General features: G+C 61.4%; 13 protein-coding genes. 2 read left to right on the plus strand and 11 right to left on the minus strand.

Features of this window, described 5'->3' with window-relative positions:
• Positions 1-4: 4 nt before the first annotated feature.
• The 7 genes from H8B14_RS13705 to kduD all read right to left on the minus strand — a co-directional run bounded on the left by H8B14_RS13705 (position 5) and on the right by kduD (position 10,975).
• The gene (locus H8B14_RS13705) at positions 5-1,531 is read right to left on the minus strand and encodes a tagaturonate reductase (protein WP_187316203.1); all 1,527 of its coding nucleotides are present in this window, start codon (positions 1,529-1,531) and stop codon (positions 5-7) included.
• 11 nt (positions 1,532-1,542) lie between these two features.
• The gene (gene pelA / locus H8B14_RS20895; protein WP_222840603.1) at positions 1,543-3,636 is read right to left on the minus strand and encodes a pectate lyase; all 2,094 of its coding nucleotides are present in this window, start codon (positions 3,634-3,636) and stop codon (positions 1,543-1,545) included.
• 74 nt (positions 3,637-3,710) lie between these two features.
• Entirely contained in the window at positions 3,711-4,049 is a 339-nt protein-coding gene (locus H8B14_RS13720) for a cupin domain-containing protein (protein ID WP_187316204.1), read from the minus strand.
• Between the two features lie 13 nt (positions 4,050-4,062).
• On the minus strand, positions 4,063-5,859 hold the full coding sequence (locus H8B14_RS13725) for a RagB/SusD family nutrient uptake outer membrane protein (protein WP_187316205.1): 1,797 nt from the start codon (positions 5,857-5,859) through the stop codon (positions 4,063-4,065).
• A 106-nt stretch (positions 5,860-5,965) separates the two neighbouring features.
• On the minus strand, positions 5,966-9,202 hold the full coding sequence (locus tag H8B14_RS13730; protein WP_261990018.1) for a SusC/RagA family TonB-linked outer membrane protein: 3,237 nt from the start codon (positions 9,200-9,202) through the stop codon (positions 5,966-5,968).
• Between the two features lie 59 nt (positions 9,203-9,261).
• On the minus strand, positions 9,262-10,092 hold the full coding sequence (gene kduI, locus H8B14_RS13735) for a 5-dehydro-4-deoxy-D-glucuronate isomerase (RefSeq protein ID WP_187316206.1): 831 nt from the start codon (positions 10,090-10,092) through the stop codon (positions 9,262-9,264).
• A gap of 112 nt (positions 10,093-10,204) precedes the next feature.
• Positions 10,205-10,975 carry a 2-dehydro-3-deoxy-D-gluconate 5-dehydrogenase KduD gene (gene kduD / locus H8B14_RS13740; protein ID WP_187316207.1) on the minus strand — a complete coding sequence of 257 codons (771 nt, stop codon included), beginning with the start codon at positions 10,973-10,975 and terminating at the stop codon, positions 10,205-10,207.
• A 307-nt stretch (positions 10,976-11,282) separates the two neighbouring features.
• Here kduD and H8B14_RS13745 point away from each other — a divergent pair, with 307 nt between their 5' ends.
• Positions 11,283-12,311 carry a LacI family DNA-binding transcriptional regulator gene (locus H8B14_RS13745; RefSeq protein ID WP_187316208.1) on the plus strand — a complete coding sequence of 343 codons (1,029 nt, stop codon included), beginning with the start codon at positions 11,283-11,285 and terminating at the stop codon, positions 12,309-12,311.
• A gap of 154 nt (positions 12,312-12,465) precedes the next feature.
• Here the strand turns inward: H8B14_RS13745 and H8B14_RS13750 are convergent, their stop codons facing one another.
• From H8B14_RS13750 to H8B14_RS13760, 3 genes are all read right to left on the minus strand, one after another.
• Positions 12,466-14,094 (minus strand): glycoside hydrolase family 43 protein, encoded by a 1,629-nt coding sequence (locus H8B14_RS13750; protein ID WP_187316209.1) that lies wholly within the window; start codon positions 14,092-14,094, stop codon positions 12,466-12,468.
• Between the two features lie 288 nt (positions 14,095-14,382).
• Complete coding sequence (locus tag H8B14_RS13755; RefSeq protein WP_187316210.1) at positions 14,383-16,311, minus strand: glycoside hydrolase family 88 protein; 1,929 nt, start codon at positions 16,309-16,311, stop codon at positions 14,383-14,385.
• A 183-nt stretch (positions 16,312-16,494) separates the two neighbouring features.
• Positions 16,495-18,834 (minus strand): glycosyl hydrolase family 28 protein, encoded by a 2,340-nt coding sequence (locus H8B14_RS13760; protein WP_187316211.1) that lies wholly within the window; start codon positions 18,832-18,834, stop codon positions 16,495-16,497.
• Between the two features lie 422 nt (positions 18,835-19,256).
• On the opposite strand from H8B14_RS13760, the gene pncA reads away from it, so the two are divergent.
• Positions 19,257-19,865: a bifunctional nicotinamidase/pyrazinamidase gene (gene pncA / locus H8B14_RS13765; protein ID WP_187316212.1), complete on the plus strand. Its 609-nt coding sequence runs from the start codon at positions 19,257-19,259 to the stop codon at positions 19,863-19,865.
• An 86-nt stretch (positions 19,866-19,951) separates the two neighbouring features.
• Here the strand turns inward: pncA and H8B14_RS13770 are convergent, their stop codons facing one another.
• Positions 19,952-20,755, minus strand: a complete 804-nt coding sequence (locus H8B14_RS13770) for a class I SAM-dependent methyltransferase (protein WP_187316213.1) — start codon at positions 20,753-20,755, stop codon at positions 19,952-19,954.
• Positions 20,756-20,768: the final 13 nt, after the last annotated feature.

The raw sequence follows: 20,768 nt of genomic DNA on the forward strand, positions 1-20,768 counted from the left end.
CGCGCTAAGCGGCTATTACTTTCTTGTTGAGGGCCTGCGCCACGGTGGCGTGGGCACCCTGCTCCAGCAGCTGGCGCAGGTAGCGGCTCACGCAGTCCGAGAAGCCGGGCAGCGCAGCCAGGTCGTGGCCCCACAGAGTTTGGTTGTGCAGCACGGTGTGCGCAAGCTCGGCAGGCTCCAGGCGGCTCCAAAGCTCCGCGTAGTAGCCGGCTTTATCATCCTGAATCGGGTATTCCTGGCTTTCCAGCTCACCGTACCATACCTGGTCTTTCTGGTGGGTGCCGCGCATGAACAGTAGGTAGGCCGCAAAGCCCAGCGCCATGTAGTGTGGCACGGCCCGCAACTTCTGGTAGTAGTGCAGCAGTGTGGGCACGTTGCGCATCTGCAGCTTGGCCGTGTAGTTCATCGAAATCGACAGCCAGCGGTGCTCGATGGCGGGGTTGCGGAACCGGTCCAGCACCTGCATCCCGAAGCGCTGGCCCACTTTTTCGTCGACGTTGTAGGGAATACCGGGCAGCAGGTCGCCGAGCATCAGGTTGTGGATAAAGCCAGCTACGTAGTCGTCCTGCATGGCCTCGCGCACCGTGGGCAAACCCGCCAGAAACGCCAGCCCGCAGCTAAGCGTGTGCGTGCCGTTGAGCAACCTCAGCTTCAGCTCTCGAAACAGGTTGATGTTGGGCTGCACCACCACACCGGCATCGGCCTGCTCAAAGCTCAGCACCTGCTTCACCCGCTCGTCGCCTTCAATAGCCCAGAGCGTGTACACCTCCGACATGGTCAGCAGGTCGTCCTGGTAGCCGAGTTGGGCGGCCAGCGCGGTTTGGGTGGCGGCGTCGGGGCGGCCGGGCACAATACGGTCTACTAGCGAATTGCAGACCTGATTGGCGGTTTCCAGCCAGTCGATGAATTCCACATCGAGGTTGTTGCGGTGGGCCTGCTCCAGCAGAATGCTTTCCAGCTTGGTGCCGTTGTCCGGAATCAGCTCGGTGGGCACTATCACGAGGCCTTTGTCTTTGGCGCCGCCGAACGCCTGATAACGGGCGTGCAGAAATGCCAGCAGCTTGCCCGGAAACGATACCGGCGGATTCTGCCGGATATCATCGGAAACCAGCTGAATGCCGACTTCGGTGGTATTAGACAGCACCACGGTCAGCTCGGGATTGGCGGCGCAGGCCAGAATATCGGCCCACTGGCTCTTAGCCGACAGCACGCGGCTGATGGCCGAGCACACCACGTTTTCCTCGATTTCCTGCCCATCGTCGATGCCACGGATGCCGAGCGTGTAGAGGCCATCCTGGCGGCGGAAGGCGTCGATGTCGCCGCCGTCGGTGGACTTCACCACCACAATGCGGCCGTTGAAGATTCCCTGGCGGTTGGCTTTGTCGATGAGGTAGTCGGGCAGGCCGCGCAGCAGCACGCCAGTCCCGAATTGCAGCACTTTTTCGGGCAATGCCAGTAAGTCGGCGGTGGGCAGGGCTACAGCCGGGGTGGCAGGCAGCTGGGCAAGAAGATTGGCGGATAGATGCGGCATGATGAAGACCGTTATTTTGTGCTGCCCTGCGGGGCATTAGCATTCCATTTTTGCTGCCAGCGCGGATAGTCGCGGTTGAGCAGCTTGTCGGGCCAAGTGCCGGCGTAAGCGTAGCCGGTCCGGCGCTCGTATTCGATTTCGGCCAGCTTGGCGCGCGGCTTGGAGTCGCGCCCCACGTAGATGGGCTGGTTGGTAGTCAGATCGTAGAAGCGGGCCCAGATGACGGAGCCGGCTTGTGGCACTATCACCCGGTCGAAGCCCTTGGGCTGCTTCGGGTCGGGTTGGTCGGTCACGGTGTAGCCGGTCAGCTGCACGGCCCGCAGCCACGCCACCGCCGCTTCCACCGACGCCCGAATGGCAGGCGTGGGGTTGTCGGTGTCCAGCAAAAACTGCACGATGGCTACGGTTTCCATTCCGCTGAGCGAGGCCAGCTCGAAGGCGCGGGCCTTCACCGGCTGAAGCGTTTTGTCGTCGTGCTGGGCGCACCAGGCGGTGAGCTTGCCGCGCTGCACATACTGGGTTTTCAGGATACAGTCGATGCCCCGGTTTACTGCTTGCGTAGCGGATTCCACTAAGCTGGCGTCCAGCACTTCGAGGCCACGGGTGCGGCGGCTTACGTCGCGCAGCACCTGCAACACCTTCACCATGGCGTTGTCGTTGTAGGTTATCTGGTGGCGGTAGCCGCTGCGGTCGGGGTAGTATTGCGGGAAGCCGCCGTTGGCATACTGCATCTGCAGCAAGTAGCGGACGCCCTTTTCGGCAGCGGCTTTGTAGGTCGGGTTTTGGGTGGTGGCAAAGGCGCCAGCCAGGTAGCGGATTTCGCGGGTGGTGGCATCGTTGTCGATGGTGGCGTCGGGCTTGGCGGTGGCGGCCCGGGCGGCGGTGCGCTCGGCGGCCGTCAGCGGCTGGTCGTATTTCACCTTCACCTCCCCTATTGCCTTGGGCCAGCCGCCTTCAGCGCGCTGATACAGCAGCATCCGCTCCGCCACCGAGTCAACGGCTGGCACGGCGGCGGCGGGTGCTACGGCTGGCTTCGAGGTAGAAACTGTGGAATACCGGTCTTTGGCGGTGGGGTCGTAGGCCGGAATGGCAACCGTAGCTGCTTTGCCCGACACCGGATACCAACGCCCGCCGAACGTCCAGTCGGCGGTAATCTGCGACGCTTTGGGGGCGCCGGCAGCCGCACTCAGGTTGTCTTTGTGCCAGGCGTAGTCGCCGCCTTTGCGGTGGCAGCTCTGGTAGTACACGCGCCGTCCCCACTGCTTGGCTCCGGGGCCCGATTGGGCCCAGTAGATGTCGGCATCGGCCATGTTTTTCGGGAATCGGCAGTTGATCAAAAAGAACTGCGCCTCGCGGTGGAAGCGCCCCAGCTTGAAGTTGTCGTCGCCTTCGAACACGCAGTTTTTCAGCACCGTTTTCGACTCCTGGTTGCCGGAGCCATCGTGCCAGATGGCAGCCGATATATTGTGGCAGATGAAGCGGCAGTTTTCGGCGTAGGCCCAGCCGCGGGGGCAGTAGAAATCCACGCCGCCTTCCATCGTGCAGTCCTTGAAGTAATACATGCCGGCGTCCACGTCCCAGGGGCTCACGGTGTCGCCGTTCAAGGAGCGAAACGTGCAGTGCAGCACCATCAGGCGGGTGGTGCCGGGCATGGTGCGCAGCGCCATCTGGTGGCCGGTGGCACTGATTTTCTTCTGGCCGCTGGGGTCTGCGGGGCAGGGCATCACCAGGTCAGCTTCGCCGCGGTGGTCGAAGCCATAGGAGTTAATGACGGTCAGGTTTTCGAGCGTGATGTCGGGCGAGTTGCGCATGTTGAGCGTGGCTACGCCCCAGTCATCCGGGCCGCCCACCGGGTCGCAGCGCCACGCATCGCGCGACTGCGCGTAGGTGAGCACCACACCCTTTTCACTCTGGCCCTTCAGGATAATATTCTGTTTGTTGTCAATGAACACCTTCTCTTTATAGGTGCCGTTTTTGATGTACACCGTGCGCGGCTGGCTGGCCTCATTGGGCAGACTGTTGAGAGCGGCCTGGATGGTCCGGAACTGGCCCGAACCATCCGCCGCCACCGTCGTCTGCTGGGCCTGGGCAGTTAAGATCCCCATCCCCCCTATTCCAGTCAGCAGAAGCAGTAGTGTTGTCAGTAATTTCATAAGTTGGGTTGGCGCCGTCAGCAGGCCTACACAAAATCCTCGCGCATGGGGCTGAAGGCATCAAGCAGCACGCCGGCCTCCACACACACCACACCATGCACCACATCTGAGGGCGCGTGAAACGTGTCGCCGGCGTGCAGCACCTGCATCCGGCCGCCCACTGTCGCCTCAAATACACCACTGACCACGTGCGTCATTTGGGTGTGCACATGCTGGTGCGGCGCCCCGATGCTTCCCGCCGCAAACTCCACGCGCACCAGCATCAGCTGGGCATCGTAGGTCAGCACTTTCCGGCGCAATCCCTCGCCCACGGTTTCCCAGGGCTGGGCGCTGTCTTCCAGAAAAAAGTTGGCGGCGGGAAGCATGGTTAGCAAGCAGTTAGTAGCCGAAGTTTTGCTTTACGTTCGGGTCGGTGTCGAGCGTGCTTTGCGGAATTGGCATCAGCTCCTTGCCCTTACCAGGCTCAAAGTCAGCCGCCAGACCCGTGCCGCCGGGGCGGGTGTTGGTGATGTAGGCCGCGTTGACGGTAGAGCGCCACGCCACCGACGTGGTGCCGCTCGGCGTGGTAGCGGGAGAAGGCCGGTAGAACGAGCGAGCCCACTGCACCTGGCCATTCACGACGCGGAAGTACTGGGTGACAGGTATGGTGTTGTAGGGCGCAGTGCCGGCCTGCATTTTGGCCAGCTCGGCCTTGGTTTCGGCAAGCTGAGAAGCCAACTGGCCCCAGCGCAGTAAATCATACTTGCGAATACCTTCGCCGCCAAACTCCAAGAGGCGCTCCTTTTTCAAAGCCGTGAAGAAAGCGTCCTTGGACGTCAGGTTGAGGCCGGCAGCGGCGCGGGTAGCGTTGCCGCCGAAGCCGCGGGTACGCACTTCCAACAGCGCCGTGCGGGCCGCCGAAGTAGGACCATTCAGCTCGTTTTCAGCTTCGGCAAACATCAGCAGCACATCGGCGAAGCGGATGAGCGGCCAGTTGTAGCCGAGGTAGTTGCCGGAGCCAGGCAATACCGGCACGCGCCAGTCGCGGCGCCATTTGCCGGTGGTAATGGCCACCAGCGAGGTGCCCGCCTGATTGTTGTTGCTGCCGATGGTGTACGGCGTCAGCGTGATGTCGCGGCGCACATCCGTGGAATCGAAAGCGTAGAAGTAGGTAGGTACAGCCACGATGGAGCCCTGCGACGAGCCGAATATCGGCGACGTATTCAGGCGCGGACCATCGTAGTAGCCCAGCTTGCTGTCGGCGGTGGCACTGCTGCCTCCCATAGCTACCTCGAAAATCACCTCGTTGGCGCTTTCGCGGCGCTGCTCATTGAAGCTCTTGAACAGGTCGTAGAAGCTGGTATTGAGCGTATGCTCGCCGCGGTTGCGCATCAGCTCGGCGCACTCCACCTGCGCAATGCGGTAGTAAGTCAGGTAGTCGGAAGGGCGCGTAATCTGGCCGGTGGTGGCGTTGGCCGAGTAGCCGCCGCGCTGCAGCGCCAGGCGGGCGCGCAGGGCTTTCACGGCACCTTTGGTGATACGCTCATTCACGGCACCCGCTTTGGAGCGCCACGGCACCAGCTTCTGGGCTTTACCGAGGTTGGCAATCAGCGTGTCCAGGGTTACGTTGCGGTCCACGGAGGGCAGCTGGAAGCTCTGCGACGGGTCGGTGGGCGTAAGCGGCGCCGGCACGTCGCCCCAGTTGCGGATCAGCTCGTACAGATACTGCGCACGCAGCGTCAGGGCTTCGCCGTGTAGGCGGTGCAGGGCAGCGGTGTCGGCGGCCGTACCGTTGCGGTAGAGCGCCATCTGCGGGATGTTTTTGATGCAGATGTTGGCCTTTTCCACGCCCGAGTACAGGTCGCCCCAGGGGTTTACAATCTCGGGGTTGGTGGGCTGGGCCTTGTAGCGCGACAGGCCGCGCTGGCCGGCGTTGGCAGCACCGGGCGCGCCAATCAGCTCGTCGGTGTCGTAAGGGTAGTACAGGTTGAGGCGGGTGCCGTAGGTCCGGTCACCGGACAGCAGATCGTAGGCGGTGATGACGGCCGTAGTGGCGCCGCTCACCGAGCTAAAGATCTGTTCAGTGGTGTAGAAAGCGTCCGGATCGGCTTCCAGGTAGTCTTTGCAGCCCCCTATCCCGAGGAGCAGGGTCAGGGCCGCAGCACTGAGAGTAGAACGAAAGAAGGCAGGTTTCATGATGTCAGAATTTAGGGATCAGGGCTCAGGGCCTGGGGCTTAGGATGTTCTTGCTTGGCCGCCGAAACGACCCAGGCCCTAAGCCCCATTTCCTACTCACTAAAATTTACAGTCCCAGGTTCACGCCGAACAGGATGGCGCGGCTGCGGGGGTAGGCAGCGTAATCGACACCGGGCGTGAGGCCCGTAGCGCGGCGCGTGTTGGCCTCGGGGTCGTAGCCGGTGTATTTCGTGAACGTGTAGAGGTTGTTGCCTGTCACGTAGAAGCGCACCTGCGTGAGCTTGGCCCGGCCAATGAGGTCTTTCGGCAGCGAGTACCCAAAGGTCACGTTGTTGACGCGCAGAAACGAGCCGTCTTCAATGGCCCAGGAGTGCGTGAACAACTGGCGCGTCGGCTGCCAGATTTTGGCATCGGGGTTGGCCGCGCGGAATCCATCGAGGGTTGTAATCGGGGCGCCGTTGGCGTCGATGGTACGGTACCGGTCGGTGGTGATATCCAGCATGTTGCTGAGCGGATTGATGGCCGAGGTGAACTCAATCTTGTTGGCGTTGTAGATGTCGTTGCCGTACACGAAGTTGAGGAACACGCTGGCGTCGAAGCCTTTGTACGCGAACTGCTGGTTGAAGCCACCCGTGAACTTTGGGTTGGCATTGCCGATAACCGTGCGGTCAAGGTCATTTACCACGCCGTCACCGTTCAGGTCTTTCAGCTTGATGATGCCCGGCGCCACCGGCTGGCCCTGCACGCCGGCGTTGGACGCAATACCAGCTTTCAGCGTGCCCGTGCGGGTAGTAGCGTTGTAGCTCTCGAAGTCATCGGGGGTGTAGAAACCGTCCGTCACGTAGCCGTACATCAGGCCGATGGGCTGCCCAACGGCCGCTACGAAATCCTGCGAGATGGCCGTGCTGGCCCAACCCGAGTACACACCCGGAATGTTGGGCGCGCCGCCCAGGCTCTCAATCTTGCCCCGGTTGAAGGAGGTGTTGACGTTGGCGGTCCAGGTGAAATCCGGCGTCTGAAGCACTGTGCCGCTCAGCTGCAGCTCCAGGCCGCGGTTGCTGGTCGAGCCAATGTTCTGCAGCTGCGAGCTGTAGCCCACCACCACTGGAATCGGCACGTTCACCAGCAAGTCGCGGGTGGTGTTGTAGTAGGCGTCGGCCGTGAACTGCACCCGGTTGCTGAACAGCGACAGGTCCATGCCCAGGTTGCGCGACACCGTGGTTTCCCACTTCAGGTTTTCGTTGGCCAAGAATGGCACCGAAGCGCCGCCCACCCGAATGTGGTTCAGCCAGTACTCGCCGCCGCCGCCTGAGAACAGCTGCCGGAACGCAAAGTCGTTGATACGGTTGTTGCCGGCCAAACCGTAGCTCAGGCGTAGCTTCAAGTCAGAAATAGAAGTAATCGACTTCAGGAAATCTTCCTGCGACACGCGCCAGGCCAGCGAAGCAGCCGGGAAGTAGCCCACCCGGTTGCCGGCCGCATACTTCGACGAGCCGTCGGCCCGGAACGTGGCCGTAAAGAGGTACTTATCAGCAAAGGTGTAGTTGAGGCGGCTGAAACCCGAGAGCAGGCGCGCGTTAATCGGCACGCTGGTAGTGGGCAGAATCGGCTGAGCCACGGTGCCGGCCGGCAGCACGCCCTGGTTGATGTTGGCCAACGCCTGGCGCGAGGTGATGTCCAGCGGCAGGAAGTTGGTCTGGATGTACTGCGTGGTGCTGTTCTGCTGGTAAATCTCCTGGCCAATCAACGCGTCCACGCTGTGCACGCCCTTCGAGAAGGAGTAGCTCAGCACGTTGGAATTGTTTATGGTAGTGAGCGTGCCCGAGCTCACCGAGGCAAACGGCAGCGCGGCGTAGTTGCCGGCCTGCTGCCGGATGGTGGGCGAGTAGCGGCCGTTGAAGGTTTCAAGCTTGGAGTCGGTGATGTCGAAACCCGCCGTCGACCGAAAAATCAGGTTAGGCAGAATCGTGAGGCCCACGTTGCCGCTGATGTTGGTGGTGCGGCGGCGGTCCAGGCGGTATTCGTTGTCGATGGCAATGATGGGGTTCACCAGGCTGGACTGCTGGAAGAAGTCCTCATCGAACTGGTTGGGGTCGATGGCGCCGGCCAGCGGCACAGCCAGCGGCTGGAACTGCACCGCGTTGCGCAAGCGCGACGTAACCGTGGACAGCGAGCTGGAAGTGCCCGAGCCGTTGATTTTTTGGTTGTTGAAGCGTACGTTCAGCCCGATGGTGAGCTTCTCGGTGGCTTTGGTGTCGAAGCGGAAATTCACCAGCTTCCGGTCGTAGTCCGAGCCTCTCTGAATGCCTTCCTCCTGGTTGTCGGTGAGGCTCAGCGAGTACGTGGTACCCTTGGCGCCGCCGGCCACCGACAGGTTGTGGGTTTGCTGGAAGGCGTCGCGGCCGAACACCTGGTCCTGCCAGTCGAGGAATGGCGCGCTGCGGCTGGCATTCAGCGTATCTGACAGGAAATTGCGGCTGCCGAAGGCCGTCCGGAACGTGTTGATACCGCCGGCCGCTGTACCGATGGATTGGGCACGCTCAAACTGATAGTCCACGTAGTCGGCGGGCTTCATCAGGTCGAGCTTATTGGCCAGGCGGCGGAAGCCGGCAAAACCGTTGTAGCTCACCACCACCTTGCCTTCGCGGCCCTTTTTGGTGGTGATAATCACAACGCCGTTGGCGCCACGGGCACCGTAGATGGCCGTAGCCGAAGCATCCTTGAGCACGTCAACGGAGGCAATATCCTGGGGTGAAATCACGCTCAGCGCGTTTTCCACCTGGATACCATCCACTACATACAGCGGCGAGTTGTCCTGCGTGATAGAGCCACCACCCCGCACCCGAATCTGCACGTTGGCGTTGCCGGGCGTGCCTTCGGCGGAGGTGAGCTGCACGCCGGCCAGACGGCCCGTCAGGGCTTCGGCGGCGGAGTTCACCGGAACGTCTTTAATCTGCTGCGCACCCACCGACGAAACGGAACCAGTCACGTCGCGGCGCTGCACTTCCTGGTAGCCAATTACCACCACGTCTTCCAGCACCTTGCTGTCTTCGCGCAGCGTGATGCTCACGTCAGTCCGGTCGCCGACTGTCACTTCCTGCGCTACGTAGCCGATGTAGCTGATGCTGAGCGTCGGGTTGCCGCCGGGCGGCAGCGTGAGCGAGAAGCGGCCGTCGCCGTCGGTGGAGGCCCCGTTGGTGGTGCCTTTTACCACTACTGTCACGCCGGGCAGGCCTTCGCCCTTATCCGATTTCACAACCCCCTGCACCCGGCGCTGCTGCGCCCAGGCGGGAGCCGCTGCGCACACCATGAGTGGTGCGAGCAACAGTAAATTTCTTTTCATGGTGTGGGAATTTGGTAAGTGAAGAGCAAAGCAAGCCGTGAGTGTCAGCGCCGAACTGGCTAGCGCAAGTCCGGAATGGCCACGGGGTCCATGTCGGTGTATTCCTGGTTTTCGCCGCCCATGCCCCAGATGAAGGTGTAGCCGGCCGTGCCGCAGCCTGAGTGAACAGACCACGGCGGCGAAAGAATGGCCTGCCCCTCGCCTACCCACAAATGGCGGGTTTCCTGGGGCTGGCCCATGAGGTGCAGCACGCGCTGGCCCTCGGCCAGATCGAAGTAGAGGTAGGCTTCCATGCGCCGGTCGTGGGTGTGGGCGGGCATGGTGTTCCAGACGCTGCCGGCGTGCAGCTGCGTGAGGCCCATTACCAGCTGGCAGCTCTGGATGCCTTCGGAGTAGATGTACTTGTAGATCGTGCGCTGATTGGCGGTTTCCAGGGCGCCCATGGTCACGGGCGTGGCCTCGGCCTGCGTCAGGCGGGTGGTAGGATATGCGGCGTGGGCCGGCGTGGAAAGCAGATAGAACTTGGCCGGCTCGGCGGCATCAGCGCTGGCAAATGTCACCTCGCGGGCGTCCTTGCCCACGTACAGGCAGTCCTGGCGGCCCAGCTCGTAGGTGGTGCCATCTACGGTCACGGTGCCGGCCGCACCAGTGTTCAGGATACCTAACTCACGGCGCTGCAGAAAGAACTCGGCCTTCAGGTTAGCGGGGTTCGGCAGCTCGATGGGCGTAGCAGTGGGCACCACCCCGCCTATCATCATCCGGTCGTAGTGCGTGTATACCAGCTGAATTTCACCGGCCACAAACAAGTTTTCGAGCAGGAAATTCTCCCGCAGCTCGGCAGTGTTCATTGCTGCTGTTTCGCGTGGGCCGATGGCGTAATACTGACGCATGTTTGGGTGCTGATTGTTGAGAGGTTAATTGATGATGGCGTGTTGTTGATTTGCTGCCGAAGTGGCCGATGCAAAGTGCAATCAGCCAATCAACACATCAATAATCAGCACATCACCTACCCATCCAGCCGCCATCGACGGTAAGGATGGTGCCATGGATATAGTCGGCGGCTTCGGAAGCCAGAAAAACGGCAGGGCCTTTGAAGTCATCGGGGGTGCCCCAGCGGCCGGCCGGAATGCGGCCCAGGATGCTGCTGCTGCGTTCGGGGTCCTGGCGCAGGGCCTCGGTGTTGTCGGTGGCAATGTAGCCGGGCGCAATGCCGTTCACGTTCACGCCGCGGCCGGCCCACTCGTTGGCCAGCGCCTTCACCACGCTACCAATGGCACCCTTGCTGGCCGCGTAGCCCGGCACGTTGATGCCGCCCTGAAACGAGAGCAGCGAGGCCGTGAAGATGATTTTGCCACTCCCCTGCTGCAGCATGCGGCCGCCAATGGCCCGCGCCAGCCGAAACGGCGCGTCCAGGTTGATGGCTAGCACATTGTCCCAGTCGGCGTCGGAGTGCTCGGCGGCGGGGGCGCGCCGGATGGTGCCGGCGTTGTTGATCAGAATATCGATGCGTGGAAAATCCTGCTGCACCTTTTCGAGGAAGGCGTCCACGGCGGTGCGGCTGCTGAAGTCGGCCTGATAGGCGTGAAACTGGCGGCCCAGGGCCTGCACTTGCTGCGCGGTTTCGGAGCCTTCCAGCGCCAGCGTGGCCGACACACCGATGATGTCGGCGCCAGCTTCGGCCAGGCCCAGCGCCATGCCCTGCCCAATGCCCCGGTTGCAGCCCGTCACCAAGGCTACTTTACCCGTTAAATCGAAGGCTTTGGCAAGTGACATACAGCGGGAACAGGTTTGTAGACTATTTGAAGAAGATCAGCCGGCGCGCAACCCAGTGAGGGTGTTTAGCCGTCAATAAGGTTAGTGTTTGCTTGCGCCAAACGGAAAAAAAGGCGGATGTTTATTCGCGCAATCGTTGTCGGGAACGTTGCCATTTTCGGTTTTGGCACCTCTGGCTCACTTGCATCGTTGATAATCAGTGAGGGGTCACTACTTTCAGCCCCTCAAGCGGCCTTGCCTGATTGCGGTGCGGTGTTGTACTTTAGACAGCCGCGCCATTTCCACCGCTTCCTTTTTCCCTAATCCGTTGGAAACCTACACCATCAAAGACATTGCCCGCGAGCTGGGACTTTCCACTTCCACGGTGTCGCGGGCCCTGCGGGGCAGCTACGAAATCAACCCCGAAACCAAGCGGCTGGTGATGGAGTGCGCCGAGCGGCTCAACTACCGCCCCAACCCCATTGCGCTCAGCCTAAAAGGCAGCGCCAGCCGCGCCATCGGCGTGATTCTGCCCCAGATTGCCAACTATTTTTTCTCGCAGGCCATCAACGGCATCGAGGCCATTGCCTACAACCGCGGCTACCACGTTATCATCTTCCAAAGCCAGGAAAGCTACGAGCGGGAAATGGCTAACGTGCAGCAGGCTATGTCGCGCAAAGTGGATGGCTTGCTGATGTCGCTGTCCAGTGAAACGTCGGATGTGACGCATTTGCAGGAAGTGCTGGACAAAAACGTGCCGCTGGTGCTATTCGACCGGGTTTCAGCTGATCTGAACGTAACGAAAGTGGTGGCCGATAACTTCGGTGGGGCCTTTGCGGCCACTGAGCACCTGATTCAAGCGGGGCGGCGGCGCATTGCCCACCTCACCATTCAGCCCTGGCTGAGCATCACGCAGGAACGGCTGGCTGGCTACCGCGCAGCATTGGAAAAATACGGGCTGGAGTACGACGAAAACCTGGTGCGCTACGGCAACTTTGGCCCTGACGAAGTAGGACCCATGATTGACGGCCTGATGCACCTCGATTTGCCGCCCGACGCCTTCTTCACCGCCTCCGACCGGCTTGCAGTAGGCTGCCTGCAGGCTCTGCGCCAGCGCAAGCTCCACATTCCCGATGATGTCTTGCTCATTGGCTTCACCAACCTGAATGTGGCCGACCTGCTGGACCCGCCCCTGAGCACCGTAGTACAACCCGCGCAGGAAATCGGCCAGATAGCCGCCGAGCGCCTTATCGACCAGATTGAGCGCAAGCTCCGCGCCTTGCCTATCGAAACCGTGCGGATTCCTACCGAGCTCATTGTGCGTAGCTCTACGCGCCTGGAAGCGGTGAAGCTGTAGACTGATGGTGCCATTCTGAGTTGCACAAAGGCCCCTGTTATCTTGCTGCTATCTTGAGCCCAGCGAAGAACCTTATCCTGTTAGCAAGTCGTAACAACGGCTTGTTCTAACTGCGTCAGGTTTTTTGCTGTGCTCAGGATGACGGGTTGTGGGGTTACTGCCCTGCTTCCACCCGAAACCTGTCAACATCGGCACTTCCCGCGTCGTTGGTTTTGCCAGTACGGGTGCAGAACAGCCCCATTTTGGCTCCAATCCACTTGCCTTCCCGAGCCTGAAACTCGGCACCCAACGGCGTGAACACCTGACCGTCGAGGCTGTAGCTGAACTGGCATTTGGCGCCCTTTTGCACTGCCACGCGCAGGTAAATGGGCTGGCGCGCGGGCATGGCTACGGGTGGAGCAGTGGCGGTTTCGGGGGTAAGCTTATCGGCATCTTTGCACACCGTCTGGTTTAGCTGCAACTGACCGCCGATATTGGTGAGCGTTAGCGTGGCGTAGTCGAGGCCCATCATTACCAGTCCTACCTTTTCGCCCTCGAAGCGGGGCATGACGGTTAGCTTGGCGGTGGCGGTGAACTGCTCGGCGGGCAGCTTCTGCAACAGTAGGTTGGGCACCTGCCAGAGGTTTTTGGCGCCATCTGGCAGTGGCACCGAGTAGAGGCGCAATGTACCTGAACTCTGGTTCAGAAATGCCCAGCCCGGCTGCGGATTGGCGTGCCACTGCCACTGCAGGCCCAGCGCGGCGCTGCTGAACTCATCGGAAGTGGCGGGTGTGGCCACAGGCTGCGCGGCCCCTTTCACGGCGGGTTTGCGGTGGGTTAGCACAGGCTGGCCTACTCCGTCACCGTCTGGGTCTTCCCCAATGGTGGGCCAGTCGTTGCGCCACTGCATGGGCTGCAGGTGCACCACGCGGCCGTAGGCACCCTGGTCTTGGAAGTGCAGAAACCAGTCTTCTTTGCCATCAGGCGTATCCACCCAGGCGCCCTGGTGCGGGCCGTTGATGGGCGTTTTGCCCTGGCTCATTACAATCCGGTCTTCATAGGGGCCGAATACGTTTTTGGACCGCAGCACCACCTGCCAGCCGGTACTAACGCCTCCGCCGGGCGCAAAAATGTAATAGTAGTCGTGGCGCTTGTAGAATTTGGGGCCTTCGATGGTGGGGTGCTTCTCATGGCCGTCGAATACCAGCACTTCATCACCCAATAAGCTCAAACCATCCGTACTCATGCGGCTCACGGCCAGCACACTCTTGAAGCCTGCCCGGGAGCCAGCAAAGCCATGCACCAAATAGGCCTGGCCATCCTCGTCCCAGAGCGGGCAGGGGTCAATCCACCCTTTGGCTTCCTTGATGCAGATCGGTGCACTCCAAGGCCCGGCCGGATTTTTCGCCTTGGTCACAAACAACCCCAAGTCGGGGTCGGGATAATAGATGTAGAACTCCTTGTTGTGGTAGCGGATGGCCGGAGCCCACACACCGTTGCCATGCTGGGGCTGGTTGTAGCGCGCCAAAGGTGGCTGCTGACTGAACGCGGCCCCGATGATGGTCCAGTTCACCAAGTCGCGGGAATGCAGAATCTGCAGGCCGGGGGCGCTGTTGAAACTTGACGACGTGAGGTAGTAATCCGGTCCTACCCGCACCACGTCGGGGTCGGAATAATCGGCGTAGAGCACCGGATTTTTGTAGCTGCCGTTGCCCAGATCCGGCACCCACACCTGCGAGAGAGGCGACTGGGCGCAGGTAACAAGCGGCAATAGAAAGGCCAGCAGAACTAGGTGAAACTTCATGCAGAAGCAGTGTTAAGACATGGAAGCGGGCAGTGTAATAGCGCGAATTTTGTAGTTCGCGCTACTGCCGTTTGGTCTGGCTGGCTCTCTTGGCGCGAGGATGCGAACTGCACAGTTCGCGCGCTATTGCCCGGCGGCTGAGGCCAAAAACCGTCATTCCGACCAACCGGAGTCTTCTGCAGCAATCGGCTGGGCCGAACCTCAGATGGCTCCGGTTGGTCGGAATGACGGGCGGCAGCACCTGAACTGGCAACTCACTCACCAAGCAGCCAACCCAACTGCCTGCCGCTACTTGCGGCCAGACTGTTGCAGCAGCCAGGTTGCCAGGTCGCGGGCGGCGTTGTAGTTCTCGAACGAGGCGGGAATCTTGCGGCCGTCCACGTACTCGTTGTACAGCCACGGGTCGCCGACGGCCAGCACGGTGCCCTTGCCCACTTTGGCGGTAGCAATGACGGTGTGCTCCCCCATCTTGACGAGCGGCGTGGCCGGGGCCTGCACCTTCAGCGGGGCCAGCTCCTTGATGTAGGCCGATTTTGAGGTTTTGAACACCGGGCCGCCGGCCGGCAGGTTTACCCGGCCCTGCTCAAATTCGCTGCCTTTCACCATATTCAGATTCAGGGGCAGAAACTCCATGCCAAAGGCCCGGGCCAGGGTGTTGAAGCGCGGAATTTCGCAGTTGCTGGTGTCGTTAGCCATCAGCACCAGCGTACCGCCGTCCTTCACCCATTTGGTGAGCACCTGCACGTCGGCGGGCTGCACAAAGTTGGGCTGCGGGGTTTCCTTCCGGGTGTCGGGGTCTACGATGATGAACACGTCCACGCCTTTAAGCGCAGCGGCTGTGGGCGCGGTGCTGATGGTGGCGGTTTTCGCGCCCAGGTCGCGGAACTGCTGGCCCCAGAAGTAGAAGCCGCCGTGGGTGCGGTCGTCCCAGGTGTAGTGCCAGGTTTCGGGCTGGCCGCTCAGGGCATTTTTGCGCAACTCGTGGTTGAAGTAGTTGTCCACGGCTACGGTTTTGCTAGTTCCCACGGCGCTGGCGACGGCTTCCATCTCCACGCTGGCCAGAATGAACGGGCCCACGCCTTTCAGGTCGTTCTTGCGCAGCGGCTCGGTGAGGTAGTACTCGAAGCTACCGTCGCGGTAGGGCTTGCCGCCGAGGCCGCCCACGCTCACGGTGCCGTTGAAGGCCAGCGCGCCGTTTTCCTCGGCCACGAACTGCTTAATCAGGCCATCATACCCCTTACGGGCGGCGGCGGCGTACTTCTTATCGAGGTAGCCCATGCGCACGCCTTTCTGCAGGAAATACACGAACATGCTGCTGCCCGACGCTTCCTGGTAGTTGCCCTTCCGCGCGGCCTGATCCATCACCAGCGCCCAGGTACCGGCGGTGGCATCCTGATACTTCACCAGCACCGGCGCGAGGCGCTGCACGTTGCGGATGAGCTGCTGGCGCTGTGGGTGGTTTTGGGGGAAATAATCGAGCACGTCCACCAACGCCATGGCGTACCAGCCCAGACCCCGGTCCCAGAAATTGGCCGACTGGCCGGTGGTTTTGTTGGCCCACTGCTGCTCCCGGCTTTCGTCGTAGCCGTGGTATTTCAGGCCGGTTTTGGGGTCGGTGAGGTGCTGCTCAATCAGCGCAAACTGCTTGGCGATGTCGTCGAAGCCAGCGGGCTGGTGGAAAACCTGGCTGTACTCGGCGTAGAACGGCTCGGCCATGTACAAGCCATCGAGCCACATCTGGTTGGGGTAGATTTTCTTGTGCCAGAAGCCGCCGGCCTTGGTGCGCGGCTGCGTTTCCAGCTGCTGGCGCAGCTGCCGGGCCGCCTTCTGATACTTCTCGGCCTGCGGCACCGACATTTGGGCCAGCGTGAGCAAAGCGTGGCCGGTGGTCAGGTTGTCGAGGTTGTAGTCCTCCAGCTTGTAGGTGCGGATGCTGCCGTCGGGGCGCACAAACTGGTCGAGGTCCTTCTGAATGTAGGTGAAGTAGCGGGTGTCGCCGGTGCGATGCCACACGCGTTCCAGCGCCTTCAGCATCAGGCCCTGCTCATAGTCCCAGCGGGCAGTTTTGCGGCTGCCGATAAGGATGGAATCCGGGTGCCAGCTGATAAACGCATCAGCCATGCGCTGCGACATCGGCCGCGTGGCTGGCGCTGTCTGGGCCTGGGTGGAAAGCGAGGCCGTGAGCAGGCCGGCCAGTAGGAAAGGGCGGAAGGACATGGGTAGGAAGCTAGAGCTAAAAACTAGTTCCCCTCCTTGGAAAGGAGGGGCTAGGGGTGGTTGATTCGTTAGACGGTTCGGGGTTAGGTCGTTCAAGTAAACAACATCAGCACGAGGGTCAACCACCCCAGCGTCGGCTGCGCCGCCGCGTCCCCTCCTTTCCAAGGAGGGGAGCTTCGTTCATTACAGCTTGCTCACCGTCACCGTTTTCTTGGCCACCTTCTCCCCCATTTCCACGCCTTTTTTGGCGGGTTTGGTGTCGGTGTTGCGCAGGGTGACGGCTTTGCTGCGGGCACCCGTTACACGCAGCAGCAGCTCGGCGCCGGGCGTGTAACGCAGGTTATCGAAGCTGATGTTGCGGCTGTTCTGGACTTCCAGCACGGGCTTGGTTTCCTGGGAAAGCAGAGTCACGTTTTTAAGGCGGATACCGTCGGCTTCCTGGCACACCATTCCTTTGTTGCATTCCAGCACGGTGTTTTCAATTTCGATGCTTTGCACCGCCATTTCGGGCAAGCCGCGCACCAGAATGCCGGTGTTGGCGCCCTTGCAGGTCACGTTGGTGATGCGAAAGTTGCGGAACTGCGGCGTGCCTTCGCCTAAGGGCTCGGCCTTGATTTCGGGCAGGGCCTGGGCATCACCGTTCACCTGCACGGGGTCTTTGGCGGCGTAGTACATATCGAACAGGATGGCCTCGCCGGCAATGTCGGTCATGTCCACGCCATCCACGAAGATATTCTCCACCACGCCGCCCCGGCCGCGGGCCGTCTTGAAACGCAGGCCCACATCGGTGCCCATGAAGGTGCAGTTGCTCACGTACAGGTTGCGCGCGCCGCCCGACATTTCCGAGCCAATTACAAAGCCACCGTGGGCGTGGTACACTTTCGTATCCCGAATGATGAAGTTCTCGGTCGGCACGCCGCGGCGGCGGCCTTCCGCGTCGCGGCCCGATTTGATGCAGATACCGTCGTCGCCCACGTCAAAGGTGCAGCCTTCCACCAGCCCGTTGCGGCAGGATTCCAGGTCCAGGGCGTCGGTGTTCTGGCCGTACCAGGGGTTGCGGGCCGTCACGTTGCGCAGCGTGATGTTGTCGCAGAGCAGCGGGTGAATCGTCCAGGCCGGGGAGTTCTGGATGGTGAAGTCTTCCAGCAGAATCTGCTTGCAGCGCTGCAGGCTAAGCATGTTGGGCCGCAGGAAATCCTTGAACTCGGCGTACTTGCTGAAGTCGGGCTCCTGGCCGGCGGTCAGGGTCCAGGGCTTGCTGAGAGTGGAGCCTTTCAGCGAGCCGGCCGAGGGGTACCAGGTGGTGCCCTTCTCATCCACCACGCCGCCCGATTTTACGAGACGCTGCCACTGGCCAGCATTGAGCTTTTCCTTTTTCACCATGCGCCAAGCGTCGCCGGCCCCGTCGAAGGTGCCCTGGCCGGTAATGGCAATGTTTTCGAGGTCGTAGCCGGAAATAGGCGACTGGTTGCGCACGGCGTCCTCCCCTTCCCAGTTCGTTTTCACCAGTTGAAAATCGGACAGCCGGTTGCTGAACTGCACCAGCGCACCTTGAGCCACGTGCAGGTTCACGTTGCTTTTCAACTGAATGGGGCCGGTGAGCCAGAGGCCGCGCGGCACCAGCACTACGCCGCCCCGCTGGCTACATGCGTCGATGGCCTTGCGGAACGCCTCGGTGTTGAGCTGCTGCCCGTCGGCCACCGCGCCGTACTTGGTGATGTTGAAGGTATCCTTGCGGAAATACGGCTGCAGCACCACGGGCAGCTCGTAGGCGTATTTGCCGGCGAAGGCCAACGGCCGCAGGTGAGCGGCAATACCGAGGTTCTGTTTTTTCACCTCCTGGGCCACCAACTGGGCCACCCGCTCGGCTCCGTAGGCCGAGAAATGGGTGTTGTCGAGCTTGGGGGCGTCGGCCCCGTTCTGGTAGCTCCAGAACAGGGGCTTGGTGCCCGCGTCGCCGAGCTGGGAGTACATGGCCCAAGTGGCTTCGTGGGCGTCAATCAGCGGCACTTTCTGGGCTTTGGCTACTTCGCGCACCACGCCGGGGTATTCGCCGTGGTCGTCCTTGCGCTTGCCGGCCTCGTCGAAGTAGCGGCGGCCGACGGGCGTCAGCAGCACCGGGTTGGCACCTTTGGCGCGGGCTTCCTGCACGTAGCGGGTCAGGTTCTGGCGGTAGGCCGTTTGGGGGGCGGCGTAGCGGGCGGTGTCCTCCTGCTTGCTGTCGTTGTGGCCGAACTGAATGAACACCCAGTCGCCGGGCTTAAGCTGCTCCAGTACCTTGGCCCAGCGGCCTTCGTGGCGGAAGTTGCGGGTGCTGCGGCCGTTCATGGCATGGTTCTGCACGGCCACGCCTTCCTTGAAAAACTGCTGGAAGTACATGCCCCAGCCCCGCTCAGCCTTGTCCAGGGGCTTGTTGGACATCGTGGAGTCGCCGACGAGGAAAATAGTGGGATTCCGGTCGTCGGCGGCTGGGCGGAAGGCCAGCAGCAGCACGACCAGCATGGCAAGGCACAGGTATTTCATATCGGGTGGGAATGGAGGCGGGCGAAGCAGCGCAGCAGCCAACGAAACAGCAGTTTCCAAGGATGTTGCTGCCGGTCAGAGCAGTGGACTGGTTGATAAGGTTACTGGAATAGTTGGGGCCTTTTGCACCGGCCGTCCCTATTTTTTGCGCAATCGTTATCGGGAACGTTGCCAACACGCCGCAACACCCACTTGCAGGGGCGCGGCTCTGCCACTCAGGCACCTGTTCTGCTCATAGCTTAGGGCACTCCCGCTTCCACTATGAGCTGCCGGAATTGCATTATACCTGCTGAATTACGGCAATGGATAAAAGGGTTGCCTGCGCTGCACCTGACCAATTGCTGCCCGTAACAATTCAACCTTCTACATTCGCGCTACAGCGGATATAGCCCTGCAGCCAAGTACCCGATTTGCCAGTCTTTATGAAAGCTCTCCTGCTGATAGATATTCAGAATGATTTTGTGCCCGGCGGCGCACTGGCCGTACCCGGCGGCGACGCGGTAATCCCGTTGGCCAATGCGCTACAGCCCCGTTTTGAGTTGGTAGTAGCCACCCAGGACTGGCACCCGGCCGGCCACGGCAGCTTCGCCAGCAGCCACGCGGGCCGGCAGCCGTTCGAGCAAACCGACCTGCACGGCCTGCCCCAGACGCTCTGGCCCGACCACTGCGTGCAGGGCACGCCCGGCGCCGACTTCCACCCCGCCCTCGATCAGCACCGCATCGAAGCCATCTTCCGCAAAGGCACCAACCCCAACCTCGATTCTTACAGCGGCTTCTTTGACAACGGCCACCGCAAAAGCACCGGCCTCGCCGACTACTTGCGCGGCCGCGGCGTCAGGCAGGTGTACCTGGCCGGCCTCGCCGCCGACTACTGTGTGTACTTCTCCGCCAAAGATGCTTTGCAGGAAGGCTTCGAGGTATTTTTCATTGAAGACGCCACCCGTGCCATTTCCGCGGAAGGCTACCAACAGGCCCGCACTGACCTTTTGCAGCGCGGGGCAAAGTTTGTGACGGCAGCTGAGGTGCAGTAAGATGTCATTTCGAGCGGAGCGAGGAATCTGGGCTAATCGACTTTACAGATGCGGCCCAGATTCCTCGCTCCGCTCGGAATGACAAGCTACTTTTTTTGGGCTACCACCGAGTATATCATCGGCAGCTTACCGCGCAGGTGCGGAAACTGGTAGCGCCGCTCCCCCACGTCTTCCAGCCCGGCAAAGCAGTTGTAGGGCGAGTAGTCGTATTCGTCGAAGTGCTGGATTTCGAGGCCGTGGCGGAGCAGGGCGCCCAGCACTTCGCTCAGGCTGTGGTTCCAAGAAACCGACGTGGTTGCTATGGGCGCGGCGCGGTCGGCGTAGGTGCCGGTTTCCTGCTCCGTAATGGTTTCGCGGTTGAAATAGGAGTAGTCGAAGCGGGTGAAGGTGTTGTCGAACATCCAGACCACGGGGTGAAATTCCACCAGCAGCAGGCGGCCGCCGGGCTTCAGAAAGTGCGCCACCACGGTTGCCCAGCGGTCCAGGTCGGGCAGCCAGCCCAGCACACCGTAGGTGGTGAACACCACGTCGAACTGCTGCGCAAGATGCTGCGGCAGCTCGTACACATCGGAGCAGATGAACTGCGCATCCAGCCCCAGCTGCGTGTTCAGGGCGCGGGCTTCGGCAATGGCCTTGTCCGACAAATCCACGCCCGTTACCTGCGCGCCCATTCGGCTCATCGACAACGAATCCTGCCCGAAATGGCACTGCAAGTGTAGGACGCTTTGCCCGGCTACGTCGCCCAGCAACGCCAGCTCAATGGCGTTCAACGACGTTTCGCCGGCCACAAAGCCGGGCACGTTGTAGAACTCAGAGGACACATGATGCACGGTTTTGGTGTTCCAGAGCGTGCGGTTTATTTCGGTGTAGTTGGCGGGGTAGTCGGGCATGATGTGGGGGCGG

The organism is Hymenobacter puniceus, assembly GCF_014333525.1.
Taxonomy (GTDB): Bacteria; Bacteroidota; Bacteroidia; order Cytophagales; family Hymenobacteraceae; genus Hymenobacter.

Coding starts and splice junctions, on each gene's coding strand:
- H8B14_RS13750 (WP_187316209.1), bottom strand. CDS start 14,094: ATGAAGTTTCACCTAGTTCTGCTGGCCTTTCTATTGCCGCTTGTTACC.
- H8B14_RS13725 (WP_187316205.1), bottom strand. CDS start 5,859: ATGAAACCTGCCTTCTTTCGTTCTACTCTCAGTGCTGCGGCCCTGACC.
- H8B14_RS13705 (WP_187316203.1), bottom strand. CDS start 1,531: ATGCCGCATCTATCCGCCAATCTTCTTGCCCAGCTGCCTGCCACCCCG.
- H8B14_RS13720 (WP_187316204.1), bottom strand. CDS start 4,049: ATGCTTCCCGCCGCCAACTTTTTTCTGGAAGACAGCGCCCAGCCCTGG.
- H8B14_RS13755 (WP_187316210.1), bottom strand. CDS start 16,311: ATGTCCTTCCGCCCTTTCCTACTGGCCGGCCTGCTCACGGCCTCGCTT.
- H8B14_RS13760 (WP_187316211.1), bottom strand. CDS start 18,834: ATGAAATACCTGTGCCTTGCCATGCTGGTCGTGCTGCTGCTGGCCTTC.
- pncA (WP_187316212.1), top strand. CDS start 19,257: ATGAAAGCTCTCCTGCTGATAGATATTCAGAATGATTTTGTGCCCGGC.
- kduD (WP_187316207.1), bottom strand. CDS start 10,975: ATGTCACTTGCCAAAGCCTTCGATTTAACGGGTAAAGTAGCCTTGGTG.
- pelA (WP_222840603.1), bottom strand. CDS start 3,636: ATGGGGATCTTAACTGCCCAGGCCCAGCAGACGACGGTGGCGGCGGAT.
- kduI (WP_187316206.1), bottom strand. CDS start 10,092: ATGCGTCAGTATTACGCCATCGGCCCACGCGAAACAGCAGCAATGAAC.
- H8B14_RS13730 (WP_261990018.1), bottom strand. CDS start 9,202: ATGAAAAGAAATTTACTGTTGCTCGCACCACTCATGGTGTGCGCAGCG.
- H8B14_RS13770 (WP_187316213.1), bottom strand. CDS start 20,755: ATGCCCGACTACCCCGCCAACTACACCGAAATAAACCGCACGCTCTGG.